Genomic DNA, 22,019 nt, shown 5'->3' with positions numbered 1-22,019 from the left:
CGCTGATGCGAATGAAACATACAGCCGATTGATCAGGGAATAAGCTAATAACAAAAGTTTATAAATGTTTATATAGCCGCCTCAAGCATGTTTGCTTGCAGCGGCTTTTTTATTTCCACGTTCTATTCAACGATTTTTATCCACGTCAGCAAACGTACACAAAGGTCTCTCTACACTCTGCGCATTAGCTTATACGCGCACCTGCATCAAACGATTTATGCATGAAGCGTGATATTTCCTGATGACTTGAAAAAAATCCTTATGCGTAAAACGCATAAGGAACGATGAAACAATTCGTGTCGCTTTTTTTTACAGCAATTTAATCTTCAACCCTCAGAAACGAAATGCCCAAGGGGAAATTAAATGTTGCTTAAAAAATTGATTGGCACTGCCTTCGCACTTGCATTGATTGCACCAACTATTCATGCTGCAGAAGTCTCGTTGTTGAACGTCTCTTACGATCCAACGCGTGAACTGTATCAGGATTTCAACAAGGCTTTCGCTAAAGAGTGGAAAGCAAAAACCGGTGACGACGTCAAAGCAAAAGCATCGCATGGCGGTTCCGGTAAACAAGGTCGTGCAGTGATTGATGGTCTGGAAGCAGACGTCGTAACCCTGGCTCTGGCATACGACATCGACGCGATTGCGGATCACGGTTTGCTGAACAAAGATTGGCAAAAACGTTTGCCGCACAACAGCTCACCTTACACATCGACCATCGTATTCCTGGTCCGTAAAGGCAACCCTAAAGGCATCAAAGATTGGAACGATCTGGTGAAACCAGGCGTATCAGTTATCACGCCAAATCCAAAAACATCGGGCGGCGCTCGCTGGAACCATTTGGCAGCATGGTTGTATGCATTGAAACAACCAGGCGGCACAGAAGCAACAGCGACTGAATTCATCTCCAAACTGTACAAAAACGTCCCAGTTCTTGATTCTGGCGCACGTGGATCAACCACTACTTTCGTTGAGCGCGGTATCGGCGACGTATTGCTGGCTTGGGAAAACGAAGCAATCCTGGCGATCAAAGAACTCGGCCCGGACAAAGTTGAAATCGTAGCGCCTTCATCGAGCATCCTGGCTGAACCGCCAGTTGCTGTTGTCGACAAAGTTGTTGATCGTCGTGGCACACGTAAAGTAGCTGAAGCTTACTTGCAATACCTGTACTCGCCTGAAGGTCAAGAAATTGCAGCGCAAAACTACTATCGTCCTACAGATGAAAAAGTAGCGAAAAAATATGCAGCTCAATTTCCAAAAGTGAAGCTCTACACGATTGCTGATGTTGGTGGCTGGACAGCGGCACAGAAGAAGCATTTCTCTGATGGCGGCGTGTTTGATCAAATTTATCAACCAGGCAAAAAATAATCTACTGAATGTAATTTAATTCATCTTGGAATAGAAATGAATATCTTGTTGCTCGCGGGTAGTCCATCCACACCGTCTCGTTCTACCCGCTTGCTGCATCACGTTGGTGAAAGGCTTGCATTACTCGGCCATCGTTATGTGAAGCTGCATGTCCGTGATCTGCCAGCGCAAGCGCTGGTGCATGCGGACTTCAACGACGCAGAATTGAAAGTGGCAAGAGAGCAGGTCGCTCACGCGGATGCAGTTGTGATTGCGACGCCGGTGTACAAGGCCGCATATAGCGGAATACTCAAAGCCTTTCTCGACTTGTTGCCGCAGGATGGTTTGAATGGCAAGTTGGTGTTGCCATTGGCGACCGGTGGTAGTCAGTCACACATGTTGGCACTGGATTATGGCTTGCGTCCGGTTTTGTCAGCACTGGATGCCAAGCATGTTCTGCCTAGTATTTATGCAACCGATCAGCAAATCAATTGGTCGGCTGAACAAGGTTTGACATTGGATCCGGCGATTGCCAAACGTGTCAGCGATGGCATAGAAAATTTATCCAATAGTTTGTTTGCATTGAGCGAAGTGTCTTTGAATACCTTCGATTCAATTCCGTTCTCCAGCGTGCGATGTAGCGTTTAAGTCTATCGCCTGCGCAAGCAGGTCTGCTCTAACTATCTCAATCCCGTAAAAAAAGCCATGCACATGCATAGCCGGGAATTCTTTTGCTCAAAATTTGCGTGATAAGGAAAACGACATGACGATTTCAAACGACAAACACAATGCCAAGCGCCGTACCTTGGGCTTGCTGTCTGCAGCCGCAGTCGGCGCATTGACGGTTGGCTTGCCAAATCTGGCATCGGCGCAAACCAAAGGTGTGCTGCGCATTGGTTATCAAAAGTACGGCACTCTGGTTATTCTCAAAGGCCGTGGCACCTTGGAAAAACGTCTCGCGCCTGAAGGCATAGAAGTGAAGTGGAATGAGTTCACCGCGGGTCCTGTCTTGCTGGAAGGTTTGAACGTAGGCAGCATCGACTTCGGTACTGCTGGCGAAGCGCCACCGATTTTCGCGCAAGCTGCTGGCGCCAATCTGGTTTATGTAGGTAACGAACCACCAGCACCAACTGCTGAAGCGATCATCGTTCCTAAAAATTCGACACTCAAAACTGTCGCTGATTTAAAAGGTAAAAAAGTCGCGTTGAACAAAGGTTCAAACGTGCATTACCTGTTGGTCAAGGCGCTGGAAAAAGCCGGCCTTGCCTACAAAGATATCGAAATTCTTTTCCTCGCTCCTGCAGATGCACGCGCTGCGTTTGAACGCGGCAGCATCGACGCATGGGTGATCTGGGATCCATTCCTCGCCGCTGCTGAAAAACAACTAGGTGCACGCATTCTGGCCGATGGCACTGGTCTGGTCGCGAATCATCAGTTCTTCCTCGCATCACGTACTTACGCAGAAAAAAATCCGAAGATCGTCGAAATCCTGTTGGATGAATTGAATCGTATCGATCAATGGGGCGCACGTAACCAGGATGAAGTTGCAACCATTCTTGCGGCGCAAACCGGTCTTGATCGACCAACCGTTGAGTTAGCGACTAAACGTTATTCGTATGGCGTGAAACCCGTCTCGCCGACAGTGATCGCCGAGCAGCAAAAGATTGCGGATGTATTTGCAGAACTGAAATTGATTCCGAAAAAAATCGTGGTCAAGGATGCAGTGTTGATCAAGTAAGAGTCTATGCAACAAACCGCACTGTTATTTTGCAGTGCGGAAGTCTTAAGGGATTTGGATCATGAGTTTGAACGTATTCTGGTTTTTGCCAACGCACGGCGACAGTCGTTATCTGGGTACCTCGAAAGGTGCACGTCAGGTCGATTTTGATTATTTGAAGCAGGTAGCTGTTGCCGCTGACACGCTCGGTTACGACGGTGTGTTATTGCCAACCGGCCGTTCATGCGAAGACGCATGGGTCGTCGCATCGAGCCTGATAGGCGAAACCAAACAATTGAAATTTCTGGTCGCAGTGCGTCCGGGTTTGAGTACACCTGGTTTGGCCGTGCGCATGGCAGCAACCTTCGATCGCTTGTCCAAAGGTCGCTTGTTGATCAATGTCGTGACCGGTGGCGATCAGGCTGAAATGGAAGCCGATGGCCTGCACGCAGATCATGCAGAGCGTTATGAAATTTCCGATGAATTTTTGAAAGTATGGCGTGCATCGCTGGCAGGTGAGGGCGGGGATGCCGGCTTTGATTTTGAAGGCAAACATATTCAGGTCAAGGGTGCCAAGACCTTGTATCCATCAATTCAAAAACCGTATCCACCGCTGTACTTTGGTGGCTCGTCACCAGCTGCGCACGAACTCGCTGCAGAACAAGTGGACGTCTATTTGACATGGGGTGAACCTCCAGCAGCGGTTGCAGAAAAAATCACCGACATGCGTGAACGTGCAGCCAAGCACGGCCGCACATTGAAGTTTGGTATTCGCTTGCACGTCATTGTGCGCGAAACGAATGAAGAAGCATGGAAGGCCGCCGATGAATTGATCCAGTACGTTGATGATGACTTGATCGCACGCGCACAGGCTTCATTCAACAAGATGGATTCTGAAGGACAGCGTCGCATGGCTGCGCTGCACGGCGGCAAAAGAGACAAGCTCGAAGTATCGCCAAACCTGTGGGCCGGAGTTGGCCTGGTACGTGGCGGCGCGGGTACTGCATTGGTTGGCGATGCCGAAACGGTGGCCGCACGCATGCAGGAATATGCGGATCTCGGCATCGAGACTTTCATCCTGTCCGGCTATCCGCATCTGGAAGAATCATATCGTTTTGCTGAACTGGTATTCCCGCTGCTGGGCAAAGGCAAGGCACGTTCGGGTGACGCGGTATTAACTGGCCCGTTTGGTGAAGTCATTTCGAATGACATCTTGCCTAAAGCTTCGCAGAGCTAGGAGCACAAGATCATGAGTGCTGTTCTTTCACCTCCGACCATTAGCAATACGGCGATACGCAAGCCTGCTTCGACCTGGCGCGCAACGTCTTTGTCGCGCATCTTGCCGTGGATAGTCCCGGTCTTGCTGCTCACAGTTTGGCAAGTTGCGGCACACGTGGGCTGGTTGTCTAGCCGCATTTTGCCGGAACCATTTGCAGTCGCAAAAGCTGCGTGGGATCTGGCTCTCTCAGGTGAATTGTGGAAGCACGTCAATGTCAGTCTGTGGCGTGCGACCGTCAGCTTTGCCGTCGGTGGTGGACTGGGCTTGTTGTTCGGCTTGTTGACTGGCACGTTCAAAACTGCTGAGACGCTGCTCGATACGACCTTCCAAATGATCCGCAATATTCCAGCGCTGGCACTGATTCCATTGGTGATTCTGTGGTTCGGTATTGAAGAAACTTCAAAGATTTTTCTGGTCGCAGTGGGCGTATTTTTTCCGGTTTATCTGAATACCTTTCACGGCATACGTTCGGTTGATAAAGGCTTGATCGAAATGGCGAAGAGCTACGGTCTGTCAGGCTGGCCGCTGTATCGCGATGTGATCCTGCCGGGTGCTTTGCCATCGATTTTGGTTGGCGTACGTTTTTCACTTGGCTTGGTTTGGGTATTGCTGATCGTGGCGGAAACCATCGCTGCACAATCTGGCATCGGCTACATGACGATGAATGCGCGTGAATTTTTGCAGACTGATGTCGTGCTGGTCGGCATCCTGCTTTACGCATTATTGGGAAAACTGGCTGATGTGGTCTCCCGTTTATTAGAGCGGTACTGGTTGCGCTGGCATCCAGGTTACCGACACTGATCGGCATAGAGGAAAACACATATGCAAAGTAATCAAGTCGAACAAAAGAATGTACAGGCAATCGCGAAACGCGGTATCCGTGTCGCAGTTCAGGGTTTGTTCAAATCGTATGCAGGCCGCGAGGTATTGAAGTCCGTCGATTTGATTCTGGAACCAGGCGAATTTGTTGCCGTCGTTGGTCGCAGCGGTTGCGGTAAAAGCACCTTGCTGCGCCTGATCGCAGAACTGGAAACTTCTGATGAAGGTTCGCTGGTATTTGGTGACGGCACCAAACGTCCGGAGACACGCATCATGTTTCAGGATTCGCGTCTGTTGCCGTGGAAGCGCGTGCTCGATAACGTCGCACTCGGTTTGCCAAAAAAAGATAGTGCGCTGAATTCATTGAAGCAAGTTGGACTGGAAGAACGCGCTGGTGAATGGCCTGCCGTGCTGTCAGGCGGTCAACGTCAACGTGTCGCACTGGCGCGCGCCTTGGTACACGATCCTGAACTGCTATTGCTCGATGAACCATTAGGTGCGCTCGATGCGCTAACACGTATCGAGATGCAGCAATTGATTGAAACACTGTGGCAGCAACGCGGATTTACTGCCTTGCTGGTTACGCATGACGTGCAGGAAGCGATCGCCTTGGCTGACCGCGTAGTCCTGATCGAGGACGGTCGCATCACGTTGGATGAACGCATCTCGTTGGCAAGACCACGCACACGCGGCAATCTGGTCTTTGCACAACTGGAAGAACAAATTTTGTCACGCGTACTGCAACAACCGGTATCTGCAACTGATCTTGATTCTTCTTTGGGCGACTTGTCGCTGCTGAAGTCTGTGCATCAGTTTGCGTGGGCCGTCTAATTATTCTTTAAGTATTCATTTTTAATTTTGAGTCACATTTTTTAACTTACAACTCCATCAAGGAAAAAATCATGAGCATCGATAAAATCAACGCCCGCAATCAATTCAAAGGCAAGATCAGCAACATCATTCTCGGTGACGTCGTATCAGAAGTTGATGTCGAAACACCAGCAGGTATCGTTACCTCAGTCATCACAACCCGTTCGGTCAAAGATCTCGAATTGCAAATCGGCACAGAAGTTGTTGCGCTGGTAAAGGCGACGGAAGTATCGATCGCCAAACTGCTGTAAGTTCACGTATCCAGATCGCGTCCTGAATTCTACTTGGGACGCGCTCTGCGGATAAAGGAAGATCATCATGACTTTCCCCGCATTGCAAGAATATCTGTCGCATCTTCATGCGACGCCGCAAGCCGACACCAGCCTATGGCTGGATGAAAACGGACAAGCGCACGGCCGCTATTTCAACTCCACACTGACCAGCGCATTCCAGCCAATACGCGCACTCGATTTAGCTGGCGCGTCGAATCAAATCGTCGGTGTGCAAGGCTTCATGCGCAGCTATACCAAAAGCGGTTCAGGCTTGAGTATCTGGAAGCTGCTGGACACAGTAGCCACAGACGATCAATCGATAGAACTGGATAGACTGTGCCGCTTGCTGCACGCGGTCAATTTTTATCGACAGCCGGAATTGGTTGATATCGATTTGTACTTGAGCGTGCATGCGCGTTTGCTGGCAGCAGTGGATAGCAATCACGGCATGTCATTTCGACGTGTGCTGGATGTGCTTGGTTTGCCGCATCGGAAGATCGTGTTGCAAATGCCCTTGATTCAAGCAGATCAAGCCAGCCTGCTGAATTACGTTGCTGATAACTACAGTCGCAATGGTTTTCGCCTCGCGGTCAATGCAGCGAATGCACAGCATGGATTGGAATTGCTGCAGCAAGTGCAAGCGGATGTCATCAAGGTTGATGTACGCGAAATCACCGATGAAGATGCTGCGCTGAAACTATTGCAGGTGACTGCAGATCGCAATGTTCGTGTGGTTTTCAAACGCGTGGAAACGATAGCCGTACGTGACAAATTAATTCGACTGGGTGCACAAGCGCAACAGACCATCACAGCGCAAGGTTATTTGTGGGATCAACCCAAAGCGAGTTTTGCGCAACTGAATGATGCCGAACATGCGGCAATCACCGCGGCTGACATAGCATGATCACTCTGCCAAATTTATCCGATTATCGCGTGCTGGTCGTACCTGGCTTGAATGGCAGCGGCGCGGCGCATTGGCAAACACGCTGGGAACAACTGTATCCAACATTTGAACGGGTGGAGCAGGATGACTGGAGCACTCCCGATTTGCCGCGCTGGTCGCAACGTATGGCGCAGACATTAAGCAATTCCGAGAAGCCGGTATTGATCGTTGCGCACAGCTTTGGTTGTCTGACGACCTTGCAAGCCGCTAATCATGGAAGCTTCAATTTGGCTGGCGCATTACTGGTCGCACCTGCAGACCCGGAAAAATTCGGCGTGGCCGATGTCTTGCGCGATGCAAGATTACCTTGCCCCGCAATCGTGATCGGCAGTACGGACGATCCGTGGATGGCGAGTCATAGGGCGGCTTACTGGGCAGATAGTTGGGGGTGCGGGTTTTTGAATGCCGGCGCGTTAGGGCATATCAATGCAGAATCGCAACTGGGCGATTGGGAGCAGGGCCTGCAACAATTCAAACATCTGCTCGATATGACGAATGCCTTTTCGTCATCCCCACATACGTTACATAAAAAACGTGACGCTTCATTTGTTGATTAGTCAGCGTGATTGCTCATTTTTTGACCTCATCAAACTTGCGTAAATACGCAATCAAATCCGCGATCTGCTTTTCATTGCTGACACCATAGAAGCGCATTTTATTACCCGGTACGACATCGTTCGGCGCTTTAATAAAAGCGCGCAAACTGGCTTCAGACCAAACGATGCGTGAGTTTTTCATTGCTGCTGAATACTGAAAATCCTTGCTGCTGCCTGCTTGTCTGCCAACGATGGCGTTGAGTTGCGGACCAAATGCGCCACGTGCGGATGGCCCGAGCTGGTGGCAGCTGGCACATTTTGCAAACGCGATTTTGCCTGCGACTGCGTCACCTGCTGCATGGGATATGGATATATTCCAACTCAGCGCTACGGCGATTAATATTTGTTTTTTCATTGTTTGAGTGTCATATTTATTACTCATCCCAATCAGTAATTTTAATTCAATACGAGTGCAATATATTCATCGTGTCGAATTATGGAATCAGACAGTACTAACAAAATCTTAATGCTCTATAATTTTCCATGGAAACAAAATCACACGCCCTAATTAACAGCTACATTGATCTTTTGATGGATGCTGTTTTCGCGGTCGATGTTGATAGTCGTATCGTTTTTGCAAGTGCCGCCTGTGAGCGTATTTTTGGGTATACGCCGCAAGAGATGGTCGGCAAGCATATGTTCGATCTCATCGTGCAAGAAGATCGTGGCCGCACCCAGCAGTCGGCGCACAAGGTAATGTCTGGCCAACCACAACTTCATTTTGAAAATCGCTACATCCGCAAAGATGGCGAAATCGTCAACATCATGTGGTCGGCACGCTGGTCCGAGGCCGACCAATTACGCATTGGCGTTGCGCGCGACATCACTGAACTCAAACGAGCCGAATCAATGCAGGCGGTGCTGTATAGCATTTCCGAAGCGGCTTACGCTGCCGAGGATCTGATCGCCTTGTTTCAACAGATTCATCAAATCGTCGGTTCTCTACTCCCCGCAGATAATTTTTCCGTCACGCTTTACGATGAGGAAAAAGATCAGCTGAGTTTTCCTTATCGTGTCGATGAGGTTGATCAAACTTCCGAATCATCCAAGCCGGCTGCCGGTACGCTCTGCGCCGAGATTATTCGCACCGGACGGCCACTACTACTGACGCCTGAGACGATGGCTGCTCGTCTTGAAGAGTTGCGAGTTGTCGTCGACGCGAATTTATTTTGCTGGCTGGGTGTTCCACTCAAATCGCACAAAGGCATGATCGGCGTTCTGATGGTCAAGAGCTACATGGGCGGCGTCTGTTACAGCGAAAAAGATCAAGAGTTGCTGCAATTCGTTTCGATGCAAATTGCGACTGCTATCGAACGTCAGCAAATGCAAGCTCGACTGCAACACATGGCGCAGTATGATCAACTGACAGAATTACCTAATCGTGGATTCCTGTGCGATCGGATGAAAGTTGCTCTGGCAACAGCACGTCGCGAGCAGGGGAAATTGTCTTTGCTCTATCTCGATCTGGATAAGTTCAAGCAGGTTAACGATACTCTTGGTCATGACGTCGGCGACCTCCTGCTGCAAGAAGTTGCCAAGCGTTTAAAGCAGTGCATGCGCGAGTCGGATACCGTCGCGCGCGTCGGTGGCGATGAGTTTGTGGTGCTGCTCCAACGTATCTCATTGCCGGAGCAAGCCATGTTGGTGGCAGAAAAGATCCGCAGCGATCTCAGTCAGCCCTACAGCATAGATGGCCACATTCTGAACATCCTCCCGAGTATCGGGATCGCACTCTATCCCGAGCACGGTGACGATGAACAGCAGCTACTCAAACACGCTGACCAGGCTATGTATTTGGCGAAAAATAGTCATCATTGTAGGTCGCTTAGCATCGTAAAAAACGGTAGCGAATAAAAATGCGCATATTCAATTTCCGGTGTACTTGGCGGAAATCACTTCACTGGCAAATCGTACCGTCGTAAAAAAACCAGCCGAAGCTGGTTTTTTGAGAGGGGGATTACGGATTCGCGTATAAAGTAATCGCCGATATAGCGATGACAGCAATCGAAATTATGATTCTCCACTTTGTGTTCATACATTCTCCTTAAGGCATCCTGGCGTGCCGCATCGCCTTCAGTATTGGATTTAACAGTATACCCAAGCAATCTACGACTGCGGTGTATTGATTCCGTTCTTGGAATACAAGCTTTTACAGTATTGCGTTCAAAGCCTTGTCCAGATTTGCTACCGTGCGCTCGATGTTGTGCAACTTGTCCAAGCCAAATAGACCGACGCGGAAGGATTTGAAGTCAGCACGTTCATCGCATTGCAATGGCACGCCTGCTGCCGTTTGCAAACCAGCCACTGCAAATTTCTTGGACGACTGTATGCCGTCGTCGTTGGTGTAGCTCACGACCACGCCCGGCGCTTGGAAGCCTTCGGCTGCGACGCTTTTGAATCCTTTGGATTCCAGCAACGCGCGTACTTTGTTGCCCAGCTCTTGTTGCTCCGCACGAACTTTGTCGAACCCGTAAGCAGCGGTTTCTTCCATCACGCCGCGCAAGATCGTCAGTGCATCTGTAGGCATGGTGGTGTGATAGGCGACGTTGCCTTGCTCGTACGACTCCATGATTTGCAACCATTTGCGCAGATCGCAAGCGAAGCTGGTGCTTTGGGTCGAATCGATTTTTTCGCGAGCACGAGCGCTCAACATGATGAAAGCGCAACCAGCTGAAGCGCTCCAGCCTTTTTGCGGTGCACTGATCAGCACGTCAACGCCAGTGTCTTGCATGTCGACCCACATGGTGCCCGACGCGATGCAATCCAGAACGAACAGGCCGCCTACCGAATGCACAGCATCGGAGACTTGGCGCATGTAATCGTCCGGCAGCATGATGCCGGATGCGGTTTCCACATGCGGTGCAAACACGACGGAAGGTTTGGTCGACTTGATCGTGGCGACTACTTCAGCGATAGGCGCAGGTGCGAAAGGTGATTGCGCGGAGTCTTCCAACTGATGTGCCTTCAATACAGTCGTACCGGACGGAATACTGCCCATGTCCAGAATCTGGGTCCAACGGTAGCTGAACCAGCCATTGCGCAGAACCAGGCATTGATTGTTGGTTGCGAACTGGCGCGCGACTGCTTCCATGCCGAAGGTACCGCTGCCCGGCATCACAACTGCGGACTGCGCTTTGTAGACATGTTTCAAGGTCTTGGAAATATCGTTCATTACGCCTTGAAAGCGTTGCGACATATGGTTGATTGCGCGATCGGTGTAGACGACGGAGTATTCGAGAAGACCGTCGGGATCGACGTTGGGTAATAGACCAGGCACGTTTGCTCCAGCAAGAATGAATCAAATTCGGCCTGAAACAAGGATCACTTGCCCAGACCACAAAAGGCAGAATGCCGAGGGGCTAGATTCTACCGTTTAAACTGAAAAAAGCCGACCATCAATATTTTTATAAAACAATAATTTATAGATATATTTTTCGATTTTAGTAAAAATTTATGCTTTAAATGTTTTTAATCGTAAAATCACAGAGTGGATGAGACTGAAACAGTCATTTTTCAAGTATTTAGCCCATACATATAGTCATAGAAAATTAGGCGATTTGAGGCAGAAAATATGATGTCTTGCAAATGGCTGTTGATTTTGCATCCAAAGGCTGACCCACGGGGGTCACTTCAAAAATGGTCATATTTGGCCGAATTCAACATAAATTCATATCTTTTAGATGAATTTGATCCATTAAGGCAACAATTTCGGCTCATGTGGCAATAATCTAAGTTTGTTTATCATTCAACGTTACGCTGTTCTATATACGTTTTTCTTCTAACAACATGCAAAAAGATTCGTTCTCCTTATATCGGCTAAGTGTAATTATTGCGCCCTGTTAGTCATATTTGTAATAAAGAGAGCTTATGTCTGCCGCCGCTATTTCTGTTCCCATCCACAAACACAAGCCATCCCGCGTACTTCCCGGTTTTCATTTGTCGCTTGGATTCACGATTTTTTATTTGAGCTTGATCGTTCTGATTCCGTTGTCGGCCGTCTTTTTAAAGACGTTCACGATGACTTGGGATTTATTTATTGCGGCAGTGACTTCAGATCGCGTAGTTGCTTCGTACAAATTGACTTTTGGCGCTTCTTTATTAGCGGCATTCTTTAATGCGATTTTTGGTGGCATCGTGGCGTGGGTGTTGGTGCGCTATAAATTTCCCGGAAAAAAGTTTATCGATGCGCTGGTTGATTTGCCATTCGCATTGCCGACTGCGGTTGCCGGTATTGCACTAACCGCTTTGTATGCGCCTAACGGCTGGCTCGGTCGCTATCTGGAAATGGTCGGTATCAAGGTTGCATTTACACCGCTGGGCGTGCTCGTTGCACTGACCTTTATCGGTTTGCCTTTCGTCGTACGCACTATACAGCCGGTGCTGGAAGATGCAGAGCGCGAGCTTGAAGAAGCTGCGGCCAGTTTGGGTGCGAGTCATTGGCAAACATTTGCCAAGGTTATATTTCCTACGATTTTCCCGGCGCTGTTGACTGGTTTTGCATTGGCGTTTGCGCGTGCAACTGGCGAATACGGTTCAGTCATTTTCATCGCCGGCAATATGCCTATGGTGTCTGAAATTACGCCGCTGTTCATCGTAACCAAGCTGGAGCAATACGATTATGCGGGCGCCACAGCGATTGCGGTGGTGATGTTGCTGGTGTCTTTTGTGATGTTGTTGACGATTAATTTATTGCAAGCCTGGACCCGCAAGCGCGGTCAGGCTGAGAAGGTTTGATATGGCTGCCGTAATTTCTGCTATCGATGTTGGTGTTGCAGCTAGACCGCGCACTGCACCGCGTGTACCGGCTGCGACATTGGAACCGGTATGGGTGCGGTCGCTGCTGATTTTTATCGCATTGGCGTTCCTGACCTTGTTCTTGTTTGTACCGCTGGTCGCTGTATTTGCCGAGGCGCTGAAAAAAGGCTGGGACGCTTATATAACAGCGATTCTTGAAGAAGATGCCATTTCAGCGATCAAGCTCACCCTGTTGACTGCTGCGATTGCAGTGCCGCTGAATCTGGTGTTTGGTGTGGCCGCTTCATGGTGTATCGCCAAGTTTGATTTCCGTGGCAAAAGCATATTACTGACATTGATTGATTTGCCGTTCTCGGTATCGCCGATCATCTCGGGTTTGATTTACGTGCTGCTGTTCGGGGCGCAAGGTTGGTTTGGCGGCTGGCTGCAGGAGCACAACATCAAAATCCTGTTTGCTGTACCGGGGATAGTATTGGCAACAATTTTTGTGACCTTTCCATTTGTTGCGCGTGAATTGATTCCGTTGATGCAATCGCAAGGTAGTGAAGAAGAAGAGGCCGCGTTGGTATTGGGCGCATCTGGCTGGAAGACTTTCTGGCACGTGACTTTGCCAAATATTAAATGGGGTTTGTTGTACGGCGTGATTTTGTGTAATGCCCGTGCAATGGGTGAGTTTGGCGCGGTATCAGTGGTTTCCGGACACATACGCGGCCAAACGAATACCATCCCTTTACAGGTTGAGATTCTGTATAACGAATACCAATTTTCTGCAGCATTCGCGGTTGCGTCGTTGCTGGCATTGTTGGCACTGGTTACACTAGCGCTCAAATCATTCATTGAATGGCGTTTGCGGGACACACACGAAGAGTATCGGGAGCTGGGATCATGAGTATCGAAGTAAAAAATATACACAAGCAATTTGGTAGTTTCACCGCGTTGAACAATGTTTCGCTGGAATTTCCAGCGGGCGAATTGACTGCGCTGTTGGGACCATCAGGTTGCGGCAAGACTACCTTATTGCGCATCATCGCCGGTCTGGAGCAACCAGATCACGGCCAGGTTTTGCTCGACGGTGAAGACGCATCGGCGCGCCACGTGCGTGAACGTCAAGTCGGCTTTGTGTTTCAGCATTACGCATTGTTCAAGCACATGACCGTGTTTGAAAACATCGCTTTCGGTTTGCGTGTACGCCCAAGTGCGACACGTCCTTCCGAACAAGTGATCAAGGAAAAAGTCACCAAATTGCTGGAGCTTGTACAGCTCGATTGGTTGGCCGATCGCTATCCTCCGCAATTGTCTGGCGGTCAGCGTCAACGTATCGCCTTGGCGCGTGCGCTGGCAGTTGAACCACGCGTGTTGCTGCTGGATGAACCGTTCGGTGCGCTGGATGCAAAAGTGCGAAAGGAATTGCGTCGTTGGTTGCGTAGGCTGCATGACGACCTGCATGTCACCAGTATTTTCGTCACGCATGATCAAGAAGAAGCGCTGGAAGTTGCGGATCAAATCGTCTTGATGAACAAGGGTAACGTCGAACAAATCGGCGCACCTAAAGATGTTTACAACAATCCGGCTTCGCCATTTGTGTTCGGTTTCCTCGGTAACGTTAATTTGTTCCACGGTCGCGTGCATGAAGGCATCTTGCAATCGTCAGGTATCTCATTCGATGCACCGGATCATGCAGAGACGCAGGATTCCAAAGGTATCGCTTATGTGCGTCCACACGATCTGGAAGTCGATCGTTACACGGCAGGCGCTGAAGGCATCGTCGTGCAATTGCGTAGGGCGCATGCGATTGGCCCATTGGCACAGCTCGATTTGGAGCGTGATGACAACGGTGAATTGATCGAGGCAGTGATTTCCAATGAGCGTTTCAGCCAGTTGAAGTTTAAAGAGGGCGAAACGTTGATCGTGCGTCCTAAACGTTTGCAAGTGTTTGTCGACGATTCTGTTTGATTGAATCGACAGTGAACGCCGCAACGCGTCTTCCCGCAAGGTCGGGATATGCATTTCCGGTAGAGGTTTTTTGATATGAATTTTCAGCAATTACGATCGATCCGCGAAACCGCGCGTTGCGGTTACAACCTGACTGAGGTTGCGAATGTGTTGTTCACATCGCAGCCTGGTGTCAGTCGTCAGATCCGCGAGTTGGAAGAAGAGTTGGGCGTCGATATTTTCGAGCGCAACGGTAAGCGCCTGACCGGCTTGACCGATCCAGGCCGCGGCATTCTGACGATCATCGATAGATTATTGCTGGAAGCAGAAAACCTGCAACGCGCCAGTCAGGAATATGCAGGTCAGGAAATCGGCACGCTGGCGGTGGCGACTACCCATACACAAGCACGTTACATGCTGCCGAAAGTGGTGCAAAGTTTTCGCGCTGCCTTCCCTAAAGTACGCATCGCCTTGCAACAGAGTTCGCCTGAACATATCGCGGAATGGGTTTTGTCCGGCAAGGCTGATATCGGAATTGCGACAGAAGGTTTAAGCCAATTCGACGATCTAGTGTCCTTCCCATGTTATCGCTGGCATCACTCTATCGTGGTACCGGATGGTCATCCGCTGTTGGCGAAATCACCGATTACTCTGGAAGACCTCGCGCAATATCCATTGATTACCTACGACCTGGGTTTTACCGGTCGTGGTCATATCGATGATGCTTTCAAGAAGGCCGATATTGCGACTGACATCGTGTTGACTGCGATGGATTCAGACGTTATTCAACAATATGTTTCACTCGGTCTGGGCGTCGGGATTGTGGCCTCGATGGCGGTGCAAAAAGACGGCACGAATGGTTTGAAGGTAATTGATTCTGCACATCTGTTTGCGCAAAACGTCACGCGTCTTGCAGTTCGTCGCGGTGTTTATTTGCGTCAATACACGTATGACTTCATTCAACAATTTGCACCTGATTTAACGCGTGCTGATATTGATGAAGCGATGAGGACCAGCGCCTAAGACAGCGCAGCTCGTTTCACAGGTTTTGAAATTGAATTAATTTCAGACGTAAAAAATCCCCCTCTAGCGGGATTTTTTATTGGTGCTTAAAAGCCGCAGAAGATGCAAATGCCGCTCAAGGCATTATTGGTTTCTTCGCAGCCTGCTTGCCTTTGATTTCGGCACTGACTTTGCTGATGGCATCAACGCGATACGCAGTTGATGGATGAATCGCTGTGTACGCATTTGGCACACTGGCTGGGTATTGCGTTGCCAGTCGTTGCCAGAATGCCGCTGCGCCATCAATGCTATAGCCCGCGCGTACCAACATGTAGAGCGCCAACTTGTCGGCTGCTGCATCCAGTTCTTGCGGCATCGTGCGTACGCCACCACTACCGCCTAAAGTGCTGGCATCCGGCGTGATACGGATCAGGTTTTCGATGATGCCGCCGACCGTGGCGTTCATTTTTTGTTGTGATGGATGGCCGAGCGCGTTATGTGCCAATTCTTTCGCCATCACAAAAGCCAGTTCGCCATCGTTACGCACAAAGTTCAACATGCCGCGCGTCACCATAACGCGACGACCATCTGAATATGCATTCACATTATCTGCATTGCCGAGTTCGATGCCGAAGCCGCAAGCCAGTGTCAGTGGAACGGTGACGTTCACATTGTTACCAGCGCGCGTCAGGCCCAACTTGATACTGGTGCGTTTGCCGACCATAGGGCCGAGCAGCGCTGCAGCTTGACGCTCTGCGTTTGCGCCTGCTGGCATAGATTGGCCTTCTACCGTCGCCAGAATATCGCCACGCTTGATGCCGGCACGTGCTGCACCGCTATTGACCAAAACACCGGTGATTTGCAGTTGCTCGGTAAAGCCCAGAGCCTGTGCAGCATCGACATAATCTTCAGAAAACGAATACTTGTTCTTGGCGCTAAAACCGATCAGGTTGCGCGCATTGCCTTTGCACAATGGCGCATTGCTGACCAGCAGCGGAGCGGCGATGCGATACAGGCGGTCCTGTTGTGTAGTGATGGACCGCAGGGTTTGCAATTGCACCGATTCGGCTGCAGTCGCAGGCGCTGCTGGCGACCTAGGTGTATCGAGCGAGACAGTACTACACGCAGACAATGCCAGTGCGAGCGGAAGCAAGGCGATCTTGGCAGGCGTGAAGTACGTTGATTTGCGCTTCAATTGCGTGACGATGGGTTGAAGCAGGCCGTACATAAAGCATTCTCCTAGAATTTAGTGTTTCCCGGTGCTGCCGAAACCGCCGACACCGCGTTCGCTGCTGTCGAATTCATCTACAACATTGAACGCGACTTGCAGCACAGGTACGATGACTAATTGCGCCAGACGTTCCATCGGATTCAAAGTGAATTCTGTCTGCCCGCGATTCCATGTCGATACCATCAATTGCCCTTGGTAATCGGAGTCGATCAAGCCAACCAGATTTCCCAACACGATGCCGTGTTTATGGCCCATGCCGCTGCGCGGCAAGATCATCGCTGCATACGCAGGATCAGCAATGTGTATCGCCAAACCGGTCGGGATCAAATGCGTTTCGCCCGGTTTGATAGTGACAGGCGCATCGATGCAAGCGCGCAAATCGAGTCCGGCGCTACCGCTGGTTGCGTAGGCTGGCAGTTGGTCTTTCATGCGCGGGTCGAGAATTTTTACGTCGATTGTTTTCATGTGAATGATGTTGGAAGTTTTGAGCAGCAACGCAAAGCGATGCGGATTATTTTTTAAATTAGAGGCGGCCGGCGATTTCGCTAATCAACTGGCGCGCCAGTTTTTGCTTGTCGGCCAGTGGCAGCAGCGTGTGCCCTTTTTCATCGAACAGCACCAATTCATTCTGATCCTGGCCGAATGTTTGATGTCCGATGTTGCCAACCAATAGCGGAATGTTTTTCTTCTTGCGCTTGGCTTCGCCGTATTCCTGCAGGTTTTCGGATTCAGCTGCAAAGCCTACGCAGTACGGATGTTTTTCCAGCGCGGCGACTGCAGCGAGGATGTCGGTGTTTTGCTCAAACTCGAGTTCAGGCGCTTTGCCGTCTGCACCTTTTTTCAATTTTTGCGCACTGATATTTTTCACGCGCCAGTCGGCGACTGCGGCGACTGCGATAAAAACATCTTGCGAGCTGACGCGCGACATCACGACGTCATGCATTTGCTCTGCGGTTTGTACATTGATGCGATGCACGCCGTATGGCGCGGCCAATGCAGTCGGGCCGGAAATCAGCGTGACGTCGGCGCCTGCTTCGCGCGCAGCGCGGGCGATTGCATAACCCATCTTGCCTGACGAAAGATTGGTGATGCCGCGTACCGGATCGATAGGTTCGAAAGTCGGGCCAGCGGTAATCATCACGCTTTTACCGACCAGTTGATTCGGCTGAAAGCTGGCGATGATTTCTTCGAGTAATTGTTCTGGTTCCAGCATGCGACCCATGCCGGTTTCGCCACATGCCTGTTCACCAGCATCGGGGCCGAGTACAGCAATGCGGTCTGCGCGCAATTGCGCAACGTTGCGTTTGGTGGCCGGGTTTTGCCACATTTCGACATTCATCGCGGGAGCAACCAGCAAGCGCAAGGTTTCTGGACGTGCCACGCACAAGGTGGACAGCAAATCGTCACATGCGCCATGCGCAAGCTTGAAAATGAAATCGGCGGAGCAGGGGGCGATCACGATGGCATCTGCGTCGCGGGTCAGATCGATGTGCGGCATGTTGTTGGAAACACGCGCATCCCATTGATCGGTAACCACTGGATTGCCCGACAAGGCTTGCATCGTCACGGGTGTGATGAAGTGCGTTGCGGCATCGGTCATGACGACTTGCACGACAGCGCCAGCTTTGGTCAGCGCGCGTGTCAGTTCGGCAGCCTTGTAACAGGCAACGCCGCCAGTCAATCCAAGTACGATTTTTTTACCAGCAAGATCCATGGTGACTCCTGAAAGATGTCGCGGGCTAGTTTAACAGTTCAAATGCTGGCAGCAGGTTTTTTGCCGCGCCGTAACTCGTCATACACAAACAGCACAGCGCCTACGCAAATCGCGCTGTCGGCAATATTGAAAGCCGGCCAGTGCCAGCTGCCAACATAGACATCCAGAAAATCGATGACATGACCGTACAAAATACGGTCGATGACATTGCCAATCGCGCCGCCGAGTATCAGCGTCAATGCCCAGCTCATCAACTTCTCGCCAGGGTTTTTCTTCAGCAAATAAATGATGAACGCAGATGCAGCCAAGCCGACGATCGTGAAGAAATGACGTTGCCAGCCGGTTTCTGATGCAAGGAAGCTGAACGCCGCGCCCTTGTTATAAACCAGCACCAGATTGAAAAATGGCGTGATCGCCATCGATTCGCCATAGACGAAAGTACTTGTGACAGCGATCTTGGTGATCTGGTCAAGAATGATCAGAATCGCAGCGATACCCAGCCAACGGGTGATGCCAGTTTGTGTTGAAGAATGTGTCGTCATCAGTTCTTTCGCTATCAGTTCTTTTACTATCAGTTCGAGCTATTTTTATGCAAAGCGGCGCACTTCGCCTTTGCCAAACAGGTTGGCTACGCAACGACCGCACAGACCCTCGTGCTCAGCATGTGACCCCACGTCGGCGCGATAGTGCCAGCAACGTTCACATTTTTGATAGGTCGATGGTGAGACGACGACGGATTCTTCTTCGACGGTCGCGACTTTTTCTACGCTGGCTTGCGAAGTAATCAGGACGAATTTCAAATCATCGTCCAGGCTTTCCAACGCGGCAAACTTGTCGCCGCTGGCTTTCAATGTAACTTCTGCTTGCAACGATGAACCGATGCCGCCTGCAACGCGTACTTCTTCCAGTTGCTTGGTGACGTTATTACGTACATCGCGCAATACGGTGTACTTCGCCAGCAGCGCTTCGCCGTCTGCAACCTTCGGCAATTCGTAATGTGTTTGTGTGAAGATCGTGTCGCCTGCTTTATCGCCGGCAAAAATGACCCATGCTTCTTCTGCAGTGAAAGACAGAACCGGTGCCATCAAGCGCAACAGCGATTGCGTCAAATACCAGATCGCGCTTTGTGCCGAACGACGCGCATGCGAAGTGACGCCGCTGGTGTACAGGCGATCCTTCAGGATGTCGAGGTAGAAGCCGCCCAGATCTTCCGAGCAATACATTTGCAATTTGGATGTGATCGGGTGAAATTCATACGCGTTGTAATGCGCAACGATCTCGGCTTGCAGCACATTCATTTGCGCGATGGCGTAGCGATCGATTTCCAGCATGTCAGCAACTGGCACCAGGTCGGTAGCAGCGTTGAAGTCTGTTGTGTTCGACATCAAGAAGCGCAAGGTGTTGCGAATACGTCTATAGCTTTCCGTCACGCGTTTCAGGATTTCGTCAGAGATCGACAGCTCGCCGGTGTAATCGGTCGATGCAATCCACAGACGCAAAATGTCTGCGCCCAAGGTGTCGGAAATCTTTTGTGGCGCCAGCGTATTGCCGAGCGACTTCGACATCTTCTTGCCTTCGCCATCGACGGTAAAGCCGTGGGTCAACAAGGCCTTGTATGGCGGACGACCATTCAACATCGACGACGTCAGCAAGGACGAATGAAACCAGCCGCGATGTTGATCCGAACCTTCCAGATACAAGTCAGCAGGGAAGGCGAGTTGTTCCTTGTGCGATCCGCGCAGAACAGTTTGATGCGTGGTGCCTGAATCGAACCAGACGTCCAGCGTATCTTTGTTCTTTTGGTGCATTGCTGCTTCGTCACCGAGCAAATCTTTCAGATCCAAAGTCAGCCACGCATCGATGCCGCTTTTTTCGATCAGCTTGGCGATTTGTTCCAGCAATTCAGGTGTACGTGGATGCAGTGCGCCAGTTTCCTTGTGCACGATGAAAGCCATCGGCACGCCCCATTGACGTTGACGCGATAGCGTCCAGTCGGGACGATTGGCGATCATGCCGTGCAAACGTGCTTGGCCCCAGTCAGGGTAAAACTTGGTTTCGGCAATGCCTTTCAATGCGGTTTCGCGCAAGGTTGGGCCGCCATCTTTTGGCGTCACATCCATACCGGCAAACCACTGCGAAGTCGCACGATAAATGATCGGCGTTTTATGACGCCAGCAATGCATGTAGCTATGGTCGAACATCTTCAGTTCGAACAATGCGCCGGCAGCAGTCAATGCGCTGCAGATTGGTTTCGATGCTTCCCAAATCGTCATGCCGCCGAACAATGGCAGCGTCGATGCGAACTTGCCGTCGCCCATCACAGGCGTGATGATCTCGTCATCTTTCAAGCCATGTGCTTTGCATGAAATAAAATCTTCAATACCGTAGGCAGGTGCGGAATGGACGATGCCGGTGCCGCTATCGGCTGCGACATATTCAGCCAGGTAAACTGGCGAAGTGCGATCGTAGCCAGGGTCTTGCGATGCGAGCGGATGTTTGAAGCGTATGCCTTCGAGCGCTGCACCGGCGCAGGTCGCGATGACTTTGCCTTCCAGTTTGTAACGCGCCAAACTTGCTTCGACCAAATCGGCAGCGAGGATCAGCAACAATGGCTTTTCATCGCGCGATGTTGCTACCAATGCGTATTGCAATTCAGGATGCACGTTCAAAGCCTGGTTCGATGGAATGGTCCACGGTGTGGTGGTCCAGATCACGACGAAACCATTTTCAGTCGGCAGTGCAGGCAAGCCAAAAGCTGCAGCGACTTTGGCAGGTTCTGCGAATGGGAAGCCGACATCGATAGCCGGATCGCGCTTGTCTTGATATTCAACTTCTGCTTCTGCTAATGCAGAGCCGCAATCGAAACACCAGTTGACTGGCTTCAAGCCGCGATAGACATAGCCTTTTTCCAGCAGTGTGCCGAGTGCACGCAGCTCGTCGGCTTCATTCCCGTACGCCATGGTCAGGTAAGGATTGTCCCATTCGCCCAAAACACCGAGGCGGATGAAATCTTTTTTCTGACGCTCGACTTGTTCGGTCGCGTAAGCGCGGGCCTTGGTCAGGACGTCAGCGGTGGGTAGATTTTTGCCATAGAGTTTTTCGATCTGGATTTCGATCGGCATGCCGTGGCAATCCCAACCTGGTACATACGGCGCATCGAAGCCGGCCAGCGTCTGCGATTTGACGACGATGTCTTTCAGGATCTTGTTGACTGCGTGACCCAAGTGAATATCGCCGTTCGCATAAGGTGGGCCGTCGTGCAGGATGAACTTCGGACGGCCTTTTGCCGCTTCACGGATTTTTTCGTAAATCTTTTTATCCTGCCATTGCTTGACCCATTGCGGCTCGCGCTTGGCGAGATCGCCGCGCATAGGGAAAGGCGTATCGGTCATGTTGACCGGATACTTGCTGGCTGGTTTTGCGTCTGGCTTGTTCGGCTTGCCGGATTTGTTTTCAGGCTTGTTTTGATTGTCGGACATGGTCTGCTTTTATAAAGTATTCAGTGGATCAAACGAACGTTCTTGGGATGAGTGCATTCGATC

General features: G+C 50.5%; 21 protein-coding genes. 14 read left to right on the top strand and 7 right to left on the bottom strand.

Features of this window, described 5'->3' with window-relative positions; genetic code table 11:
• Positions 1–363: 363 nt before the first annotated feature.
• From Q7T66_RS08240 to Q7T66_RS08200, 9 genes are all read left to right on the top strand, one after another.
• The gene (locus Q7T66_RS08240; RefSeq protein WP_304932855.1) at positions 364–1,368 is read left to right on the top strand and encodes a sulfate ABC transporter substrate-binding protein; all 1,005 of its coding nucleotides are present in this window, start codon (positions 364–366) and stop codon (positions 1,366–1,368) included.
• Positions 1,369–1,404: 36 nt separating this feature from the next.
• On the top strand, positions 1,405–1,995 hold the full coding sequence (ssuE, locus tag Q7T66_RS08235) for an NADPH-dependent FMN reductase (protein WP_304932854.1): 591 nt from the start codon (positions 1,405–1,407) through the stop codon (positions 1,993–1,995).
• A 115-nt stretch (positions 1,996–2,110) separates the two neighbouring features.
• Complete coding sequence (locus Q7T66_RS08230; RefSeq protein WP_304932853.1) at positions 2,111–3,085, top strand: sulfonate ABC transporter substrate-binding protein; 975 nt, start codon at positions 2,111–2,113, stop codon at positions 3,083–3,085.
• A 67-nt stretch (positions 3,086–3,152) separates the two neighbouring features.
• The gene (ssuD, locus tag Q7T66_RS08225; RefSeq protein WP_304932893.1) at positions 3,153–4,301 is read left to right on the top strand and encodes an FMNH2-dependent alkanesulfonate monooxygenase; all 1,149 of its coding nucleotides are present in this window, start codon (positions 3,153–3,155) and stop codon (positions 4,299–4,301) included.
• A gap of 12 nt (positions 4,302–4,313) precedes the next feature.
• Positions 4,314–5,144 (top strand): aliphatic sulfonate ABC transporter permease SsuC, encoded by an 831-nt coding sequence (gene ssuC, locus Q7T66_RS08220; protein ID WP_304932852.1) that lies wholly within the window; start codon positions 4,314–4,316, stop codon positions 5,142–5,144.
• A gap of 21 nt (positions 5,145–5,165) precedes the next feature.
• Positions 5,166–5,993: an ATP-binding cassette domain-containing protein gene (locus Q7T66_RS08215; protein WP_304932851.1), complete on the top strand. Its 828-nt coding sequence runs from the start codon at positions 5,166–5,168 to the stop codon at positions 5,991–5,993.
• A 71-nt stretch (positions 5,994–6,064) separates the two neighbouring features.
• Complete coding sequence (locus Q7T66_RS08210) at positions 6,065–6,283, top strand: molybdopterin-binding protein (protein WP_304932850.1); 219 nt, start codon at positions 6,065–6,067, stop codon at positions 6,281–6,283.
• 67 nt (positions 6,284–6,350) lie between these two features.
• A complete protein-coding gene (locus Q7T66_RS08205; protein WP_304932849.1) occupies positions 6,351–7,208 on the top strand; it encodes an EAL domain-containing protein in 858 nt (285 codons plus the stop codon).
• A complete protein-coding gene (locus tag Q7T66_RS08200) occupies positions 7,205–7,804 on the top strand; it encodes an alpha/beta hydrolase (RefSeq protein ID WP_304932848.1) in 600 nt (199 codons plus the stop codon). Before Q7T66_RS08205 ends, Q7T66_RS08200 begins: the two co-directional genes overlap by 4 nt.
• A gap of 13 nt (positions 7,805–7,817) precedes the next feature.
• On the opposite strand, the gene Q7T66_RS08195 is transcribed toward Q7T66_RS08200, so the two are convergent.
• On the bottom strand, positions 7,818–8,198 hold the full coding sequence (locus tag Q7T66_RS08195) for a cytochrome c family protein (RefSeq protein ID WP_304932847.1): 381 nt from the start codon (positions 8,196–8,198) through the stop codon (positions 7,818–7,820).
• A gap of 128 nt (positions 8,199–8,326) precedes the next feature.
• Here Q7T66_RS08195 and Q7T66_RS08190 point away from each other — a divergent pair, with 128 nt between their 5' ends.
• Positions 8,327–9,697 (top strand): bifunctional diguanylate cyclase/phosphodiesterase, encoded by a 1,371-nt coding sequence (locus Q7T66_RS08190; RefSeq protein WP_304932846.1) that lies wholly within the window; start codon positions 8,327–8,329, stop codon positions 9,695–9,697.
• A gap of 295 nt (positions 9,698–9,992) precedes the next feature.
• Here the strand turns inward: Q7T66_RS08190 and Q7T66_RS08185 are convergent, their stop codons facing one another.
• Positions 9,993–11,120 carry an aminotransferase class V-fold PLP-dependent enzyme gene (locus Q7T66_RS08185; RefSeq protein WP_304932845.1) on the bottom strand — a complete coding sequence of 376 codons (1,128 nt, stop codon included), beginning with the start codon at positions 11,118–11,120 and terminating at the stop codon, positions 9,993–9,995.
• A 590-nt stretch (positions 11,121–11,710) separates the two neighbouring features.
• Here Q7T66_RS08185 and cysT point away from each other — a divergent pair.
• The 4 genes from cysT to Q7T66_RS08165 all read left to right on the top strand — a co-directional run bounded on the left by cysT (position 11,711) and on the right by Q7T66_RS08165 (position 15,553).
• Entirely contained in the window at positions 11,711–12,577 is an 867-nt protein-coding gene (cysT, locus tag Q7T66_RS08180; protein ID WP_304932844.1) for a sulfate ABC transporter permease subunit CysT, read from the top strand.
• 1 nt (position 12,578) lies between these two features.
• The gene (gene cysW / locus Q7T66_RS08175; RefSeq protein ID WP_304932843.1) at positions 12,579–13,487 is read left to right on the top strand and encodes a sulfate ABC transporter permease subunit CysW; all 909 of its coding nucleotides are present in this window, start codon (positions 12,579–12,581) and stop codon (positions 13,485–13,487) included.
• Positions 13,484–14,551, top strand: coding sequence for a sulfate/molybdate ABC transporter ATP-binding protein (locus Q7T66_RS08170; RefSeq protein WP_304932842.1), 1,068 nt, complete (start codon positions 13,484–13,486; stop codon positions 14,549–14,551). The genes cysW and Q7T66_RS08170 overlap by 4 nt, the downstream gene beginning before the upstream one ends.
• Positions 14,552–14,626: 75 nt before the next feature.
• Positions 14,627–15,553 (top strand): CysB family HTH-type transcriptional regulator, encoded by a 927-nt coding sequence (locus Q7T66_RS08165; protein WP_304932841.1) that lies wholly within the window; start codon positions 14,627–14,629, stop codon positions 15,551–15,553.
• 115 nt (positions 15,554–15,668) lie between these two features.
• On the opposite strand, the gene Q7T66_RS08160 is transcribed toward Q7T66_RS08165, so the two are convergent.
• The 5 genes from Q7T66_RS08160 to ileS are packed head-to-tail and all read right to left on the bottom strand — an operon-like array spanning position 15,669 to position 21,956.
• The gene (locus tag Q7T66_RS08160) at positions 15,669–16,760 is read right to left on the bottom strand and encodes a M48 family metallopeptidase (RefSeq protein WP_304932840.1); all 1,092 of its coding nucleotides are present in this window, start codon (positions 16,758–16,760) and stop codon (positions 15,669–15,671) included.
• 18 nt (positions 16,761–16,778) lie between these two features.
• A complete protein-coding gene (dut, locus tag Q7T66_RS08155) occupies positions 16,779–17,228 on the bottom strand; it encodes a dUTP diphosphatase (RefSeq protein WP_304932839.1) in 450 nt (149 codons plus the stop codon).
• A gap of 58 nt (positions 17,229–17,286) precedes the next feature.
• Positions 17,287–18,477 carry a bifunctional phosphopantothenoylcysteine decarboxylase/phosphopantothenate--cysteine ligase CoaBC gene (gene coaBC / locus Q7T66_RS08150; protein ID WP_304932838.1) on the bottom strand — a complete coding sequence of 397 codons (1,191 nt, stop codon included), beginning with the start codon at positions 18,475–18,477 and terminating at the stop codon, positions 17,287–17,289.
• Positions 18,478–18,515: 38 nt separating this feature from the next.
• Positions 18,516–19,019 carry a signal peptidase II gene (gene lspA, locus Q7T66_RS08145; protein ID WP_304932837.1) on the bottom strand — a complete coding sequence of 168 codons (504 nt, stop codon included), beginning with the start codon at positions 19,017–19,019 and terminating at the stop codon, positions 18,516–18,518.
• A 45-nt stretch (positions 19,020–19,064) separates the two neighbouring features.
• Positions 19,065–21,956, bottom strand: a complete 2,892-nt coding sequence (ileS, locus tag Q7T66_RS08140) for an isoleucine--tRNA ligase (RefSeq protein ID WP_304932836.1) — start codon at positions 21,954–21,956, stop codon at positions 19,065–19,067.
• Positions 21,957–22,019: the final 63 nt, after the last annotated feature.

This window comes from Herminiimonas sp., from assembly GCF_030655415.1.
The sequence above is the reverse complement of the archived record's forward strand: the minus strand, read 5'-3'. Positions and strand labels throughout refer to the sequence as shown.

Bases quoted from the DNA above. Each gene is read 5' to 3' on its own strand.
- Q7T66_RS08165 (WP_304932841.1), top strand. From the start codon at position 14,627: ATGAATTTTCAGCAATTACGATCGATCCGCGAAACCGCGCGTTGCGGT.
- Q7T66_RS08205 (WP_304932849.1), top strand. From the start codon at position 6,351: ATGACTTTCCCCGCATTGCAAGAATATCTGTCGCATCTTCATGCGACG.
- Q7T66_RS08240 (WP_304932855.1), top strand. From the start codon at position 364: ATGTTGCTTAAAAAATTGATTGGCACTGCCTTCGCACTTGCATTGATT.
- Q7T66_RS08170 (WP_304932842.1), top strand. From the start codon at position 13,484: ATGAGTATCGAAGTAAAAAATATACACAAGCAATTTGGTAGTTTCACC.
- Q7T66_RS08230 (WP_304932853.1), top strand. From the start codon at position 2,111: ATGACGATTTCAAACGACAAACACAATGCCAAGCGCCGTACCTTGGGC.
- dut (WP_304932839.1), bottom strand. From the start codon at position 17,228: ATGAAAACAATCGACGTAAAAATTCTCGACCCGCGCATGAAAGACCAA.
- Q7T66_RS08210 (WP_304932850.1), top strand. From the start codon at position 6,065: ATGAGCATCGATAAAATCAACGCCCGCAATCAATTCAAAGGCAAGATC.
- lspA (WP_304932837.1), bottom strand. From the start codon at position 19,019: ATGACGACACATTCTTCAACACAAACTGGCATCACCCGTTGGCTGGGT.
- ssuC (WP_304932852.1), top strand. From the start codon at position 4,314: ATGAGTGCTGTTCTTTCACCTCCGACCATTAGCAATACGGCGATACGC.
- cysW (WP_304932843.1), top strand. From the start codon at position 12,579: ATGGCTGCCGTAATTTCTGCTATCGATGTTGGTGTTGCAGCTAGACCG.
- cysT (WP_304932844.1), top strand. From the start codon at position 11,711: ATGTCTGCCGCCGCTATTTCTGTTCCCATCCACAAACACAAGCCATCC.
- ssuE (WP_304932854.1), top strand. From the start codon at position 1,405: ATGAATATCTTGTTGCTCGCGGGTAGTCCATCCACACCGTCTCGTTCT.
- Q7T66_RS08200 (WP_304932848.1), top strand. From the start codon at position 7,205: ATGATCACTCTGCCAAATTTATCCGATTATCGCGTGCTGGTCGTACCT.
- ileS (WP_304932836.1), bottom strand. From the start codon at position 21,956: ATGTCCGACAATCAAAACAAGCCTGAAAACAAATCCGGCAAGCCGAAC.
- Q7T66_RS08190 (WP_304932846.1), top strand. From the start codon at position 8,327: ATGGAAACAAAATCACACGCCCTAATTAACAGCTACATTGATCTTTTG.
- Q7T66_RS08215 (WP_304932851.1), top strand. From the start codon at position 5,166: ATGCAAAGTAATCAAGTCGAACAAAAGAATGTACAGGCAATCGCGAAA.
- coaBC (WP_304932838.1), bottom strand. From the start codon at position 18,477: ATGGATCTTGCTGGTAAAAAAATCGTACTTGGATTGACTGGCGGCGTT.
- Q7T66_RS08160 (WP_304932840.1), bottom strand. From the start codon at position 16,760: ATGTACGGCCTGCTTCAACCCATCGTCACGCAATTGAAGCGCAAATCA.
- Q7T66_RS08195 (WP_304932847.1), bottom strand. From the start codon at position 8,198: ATGAAAAAACAAATATTAATCGCCGTAGCGCTGAGTTGGAATATATCC.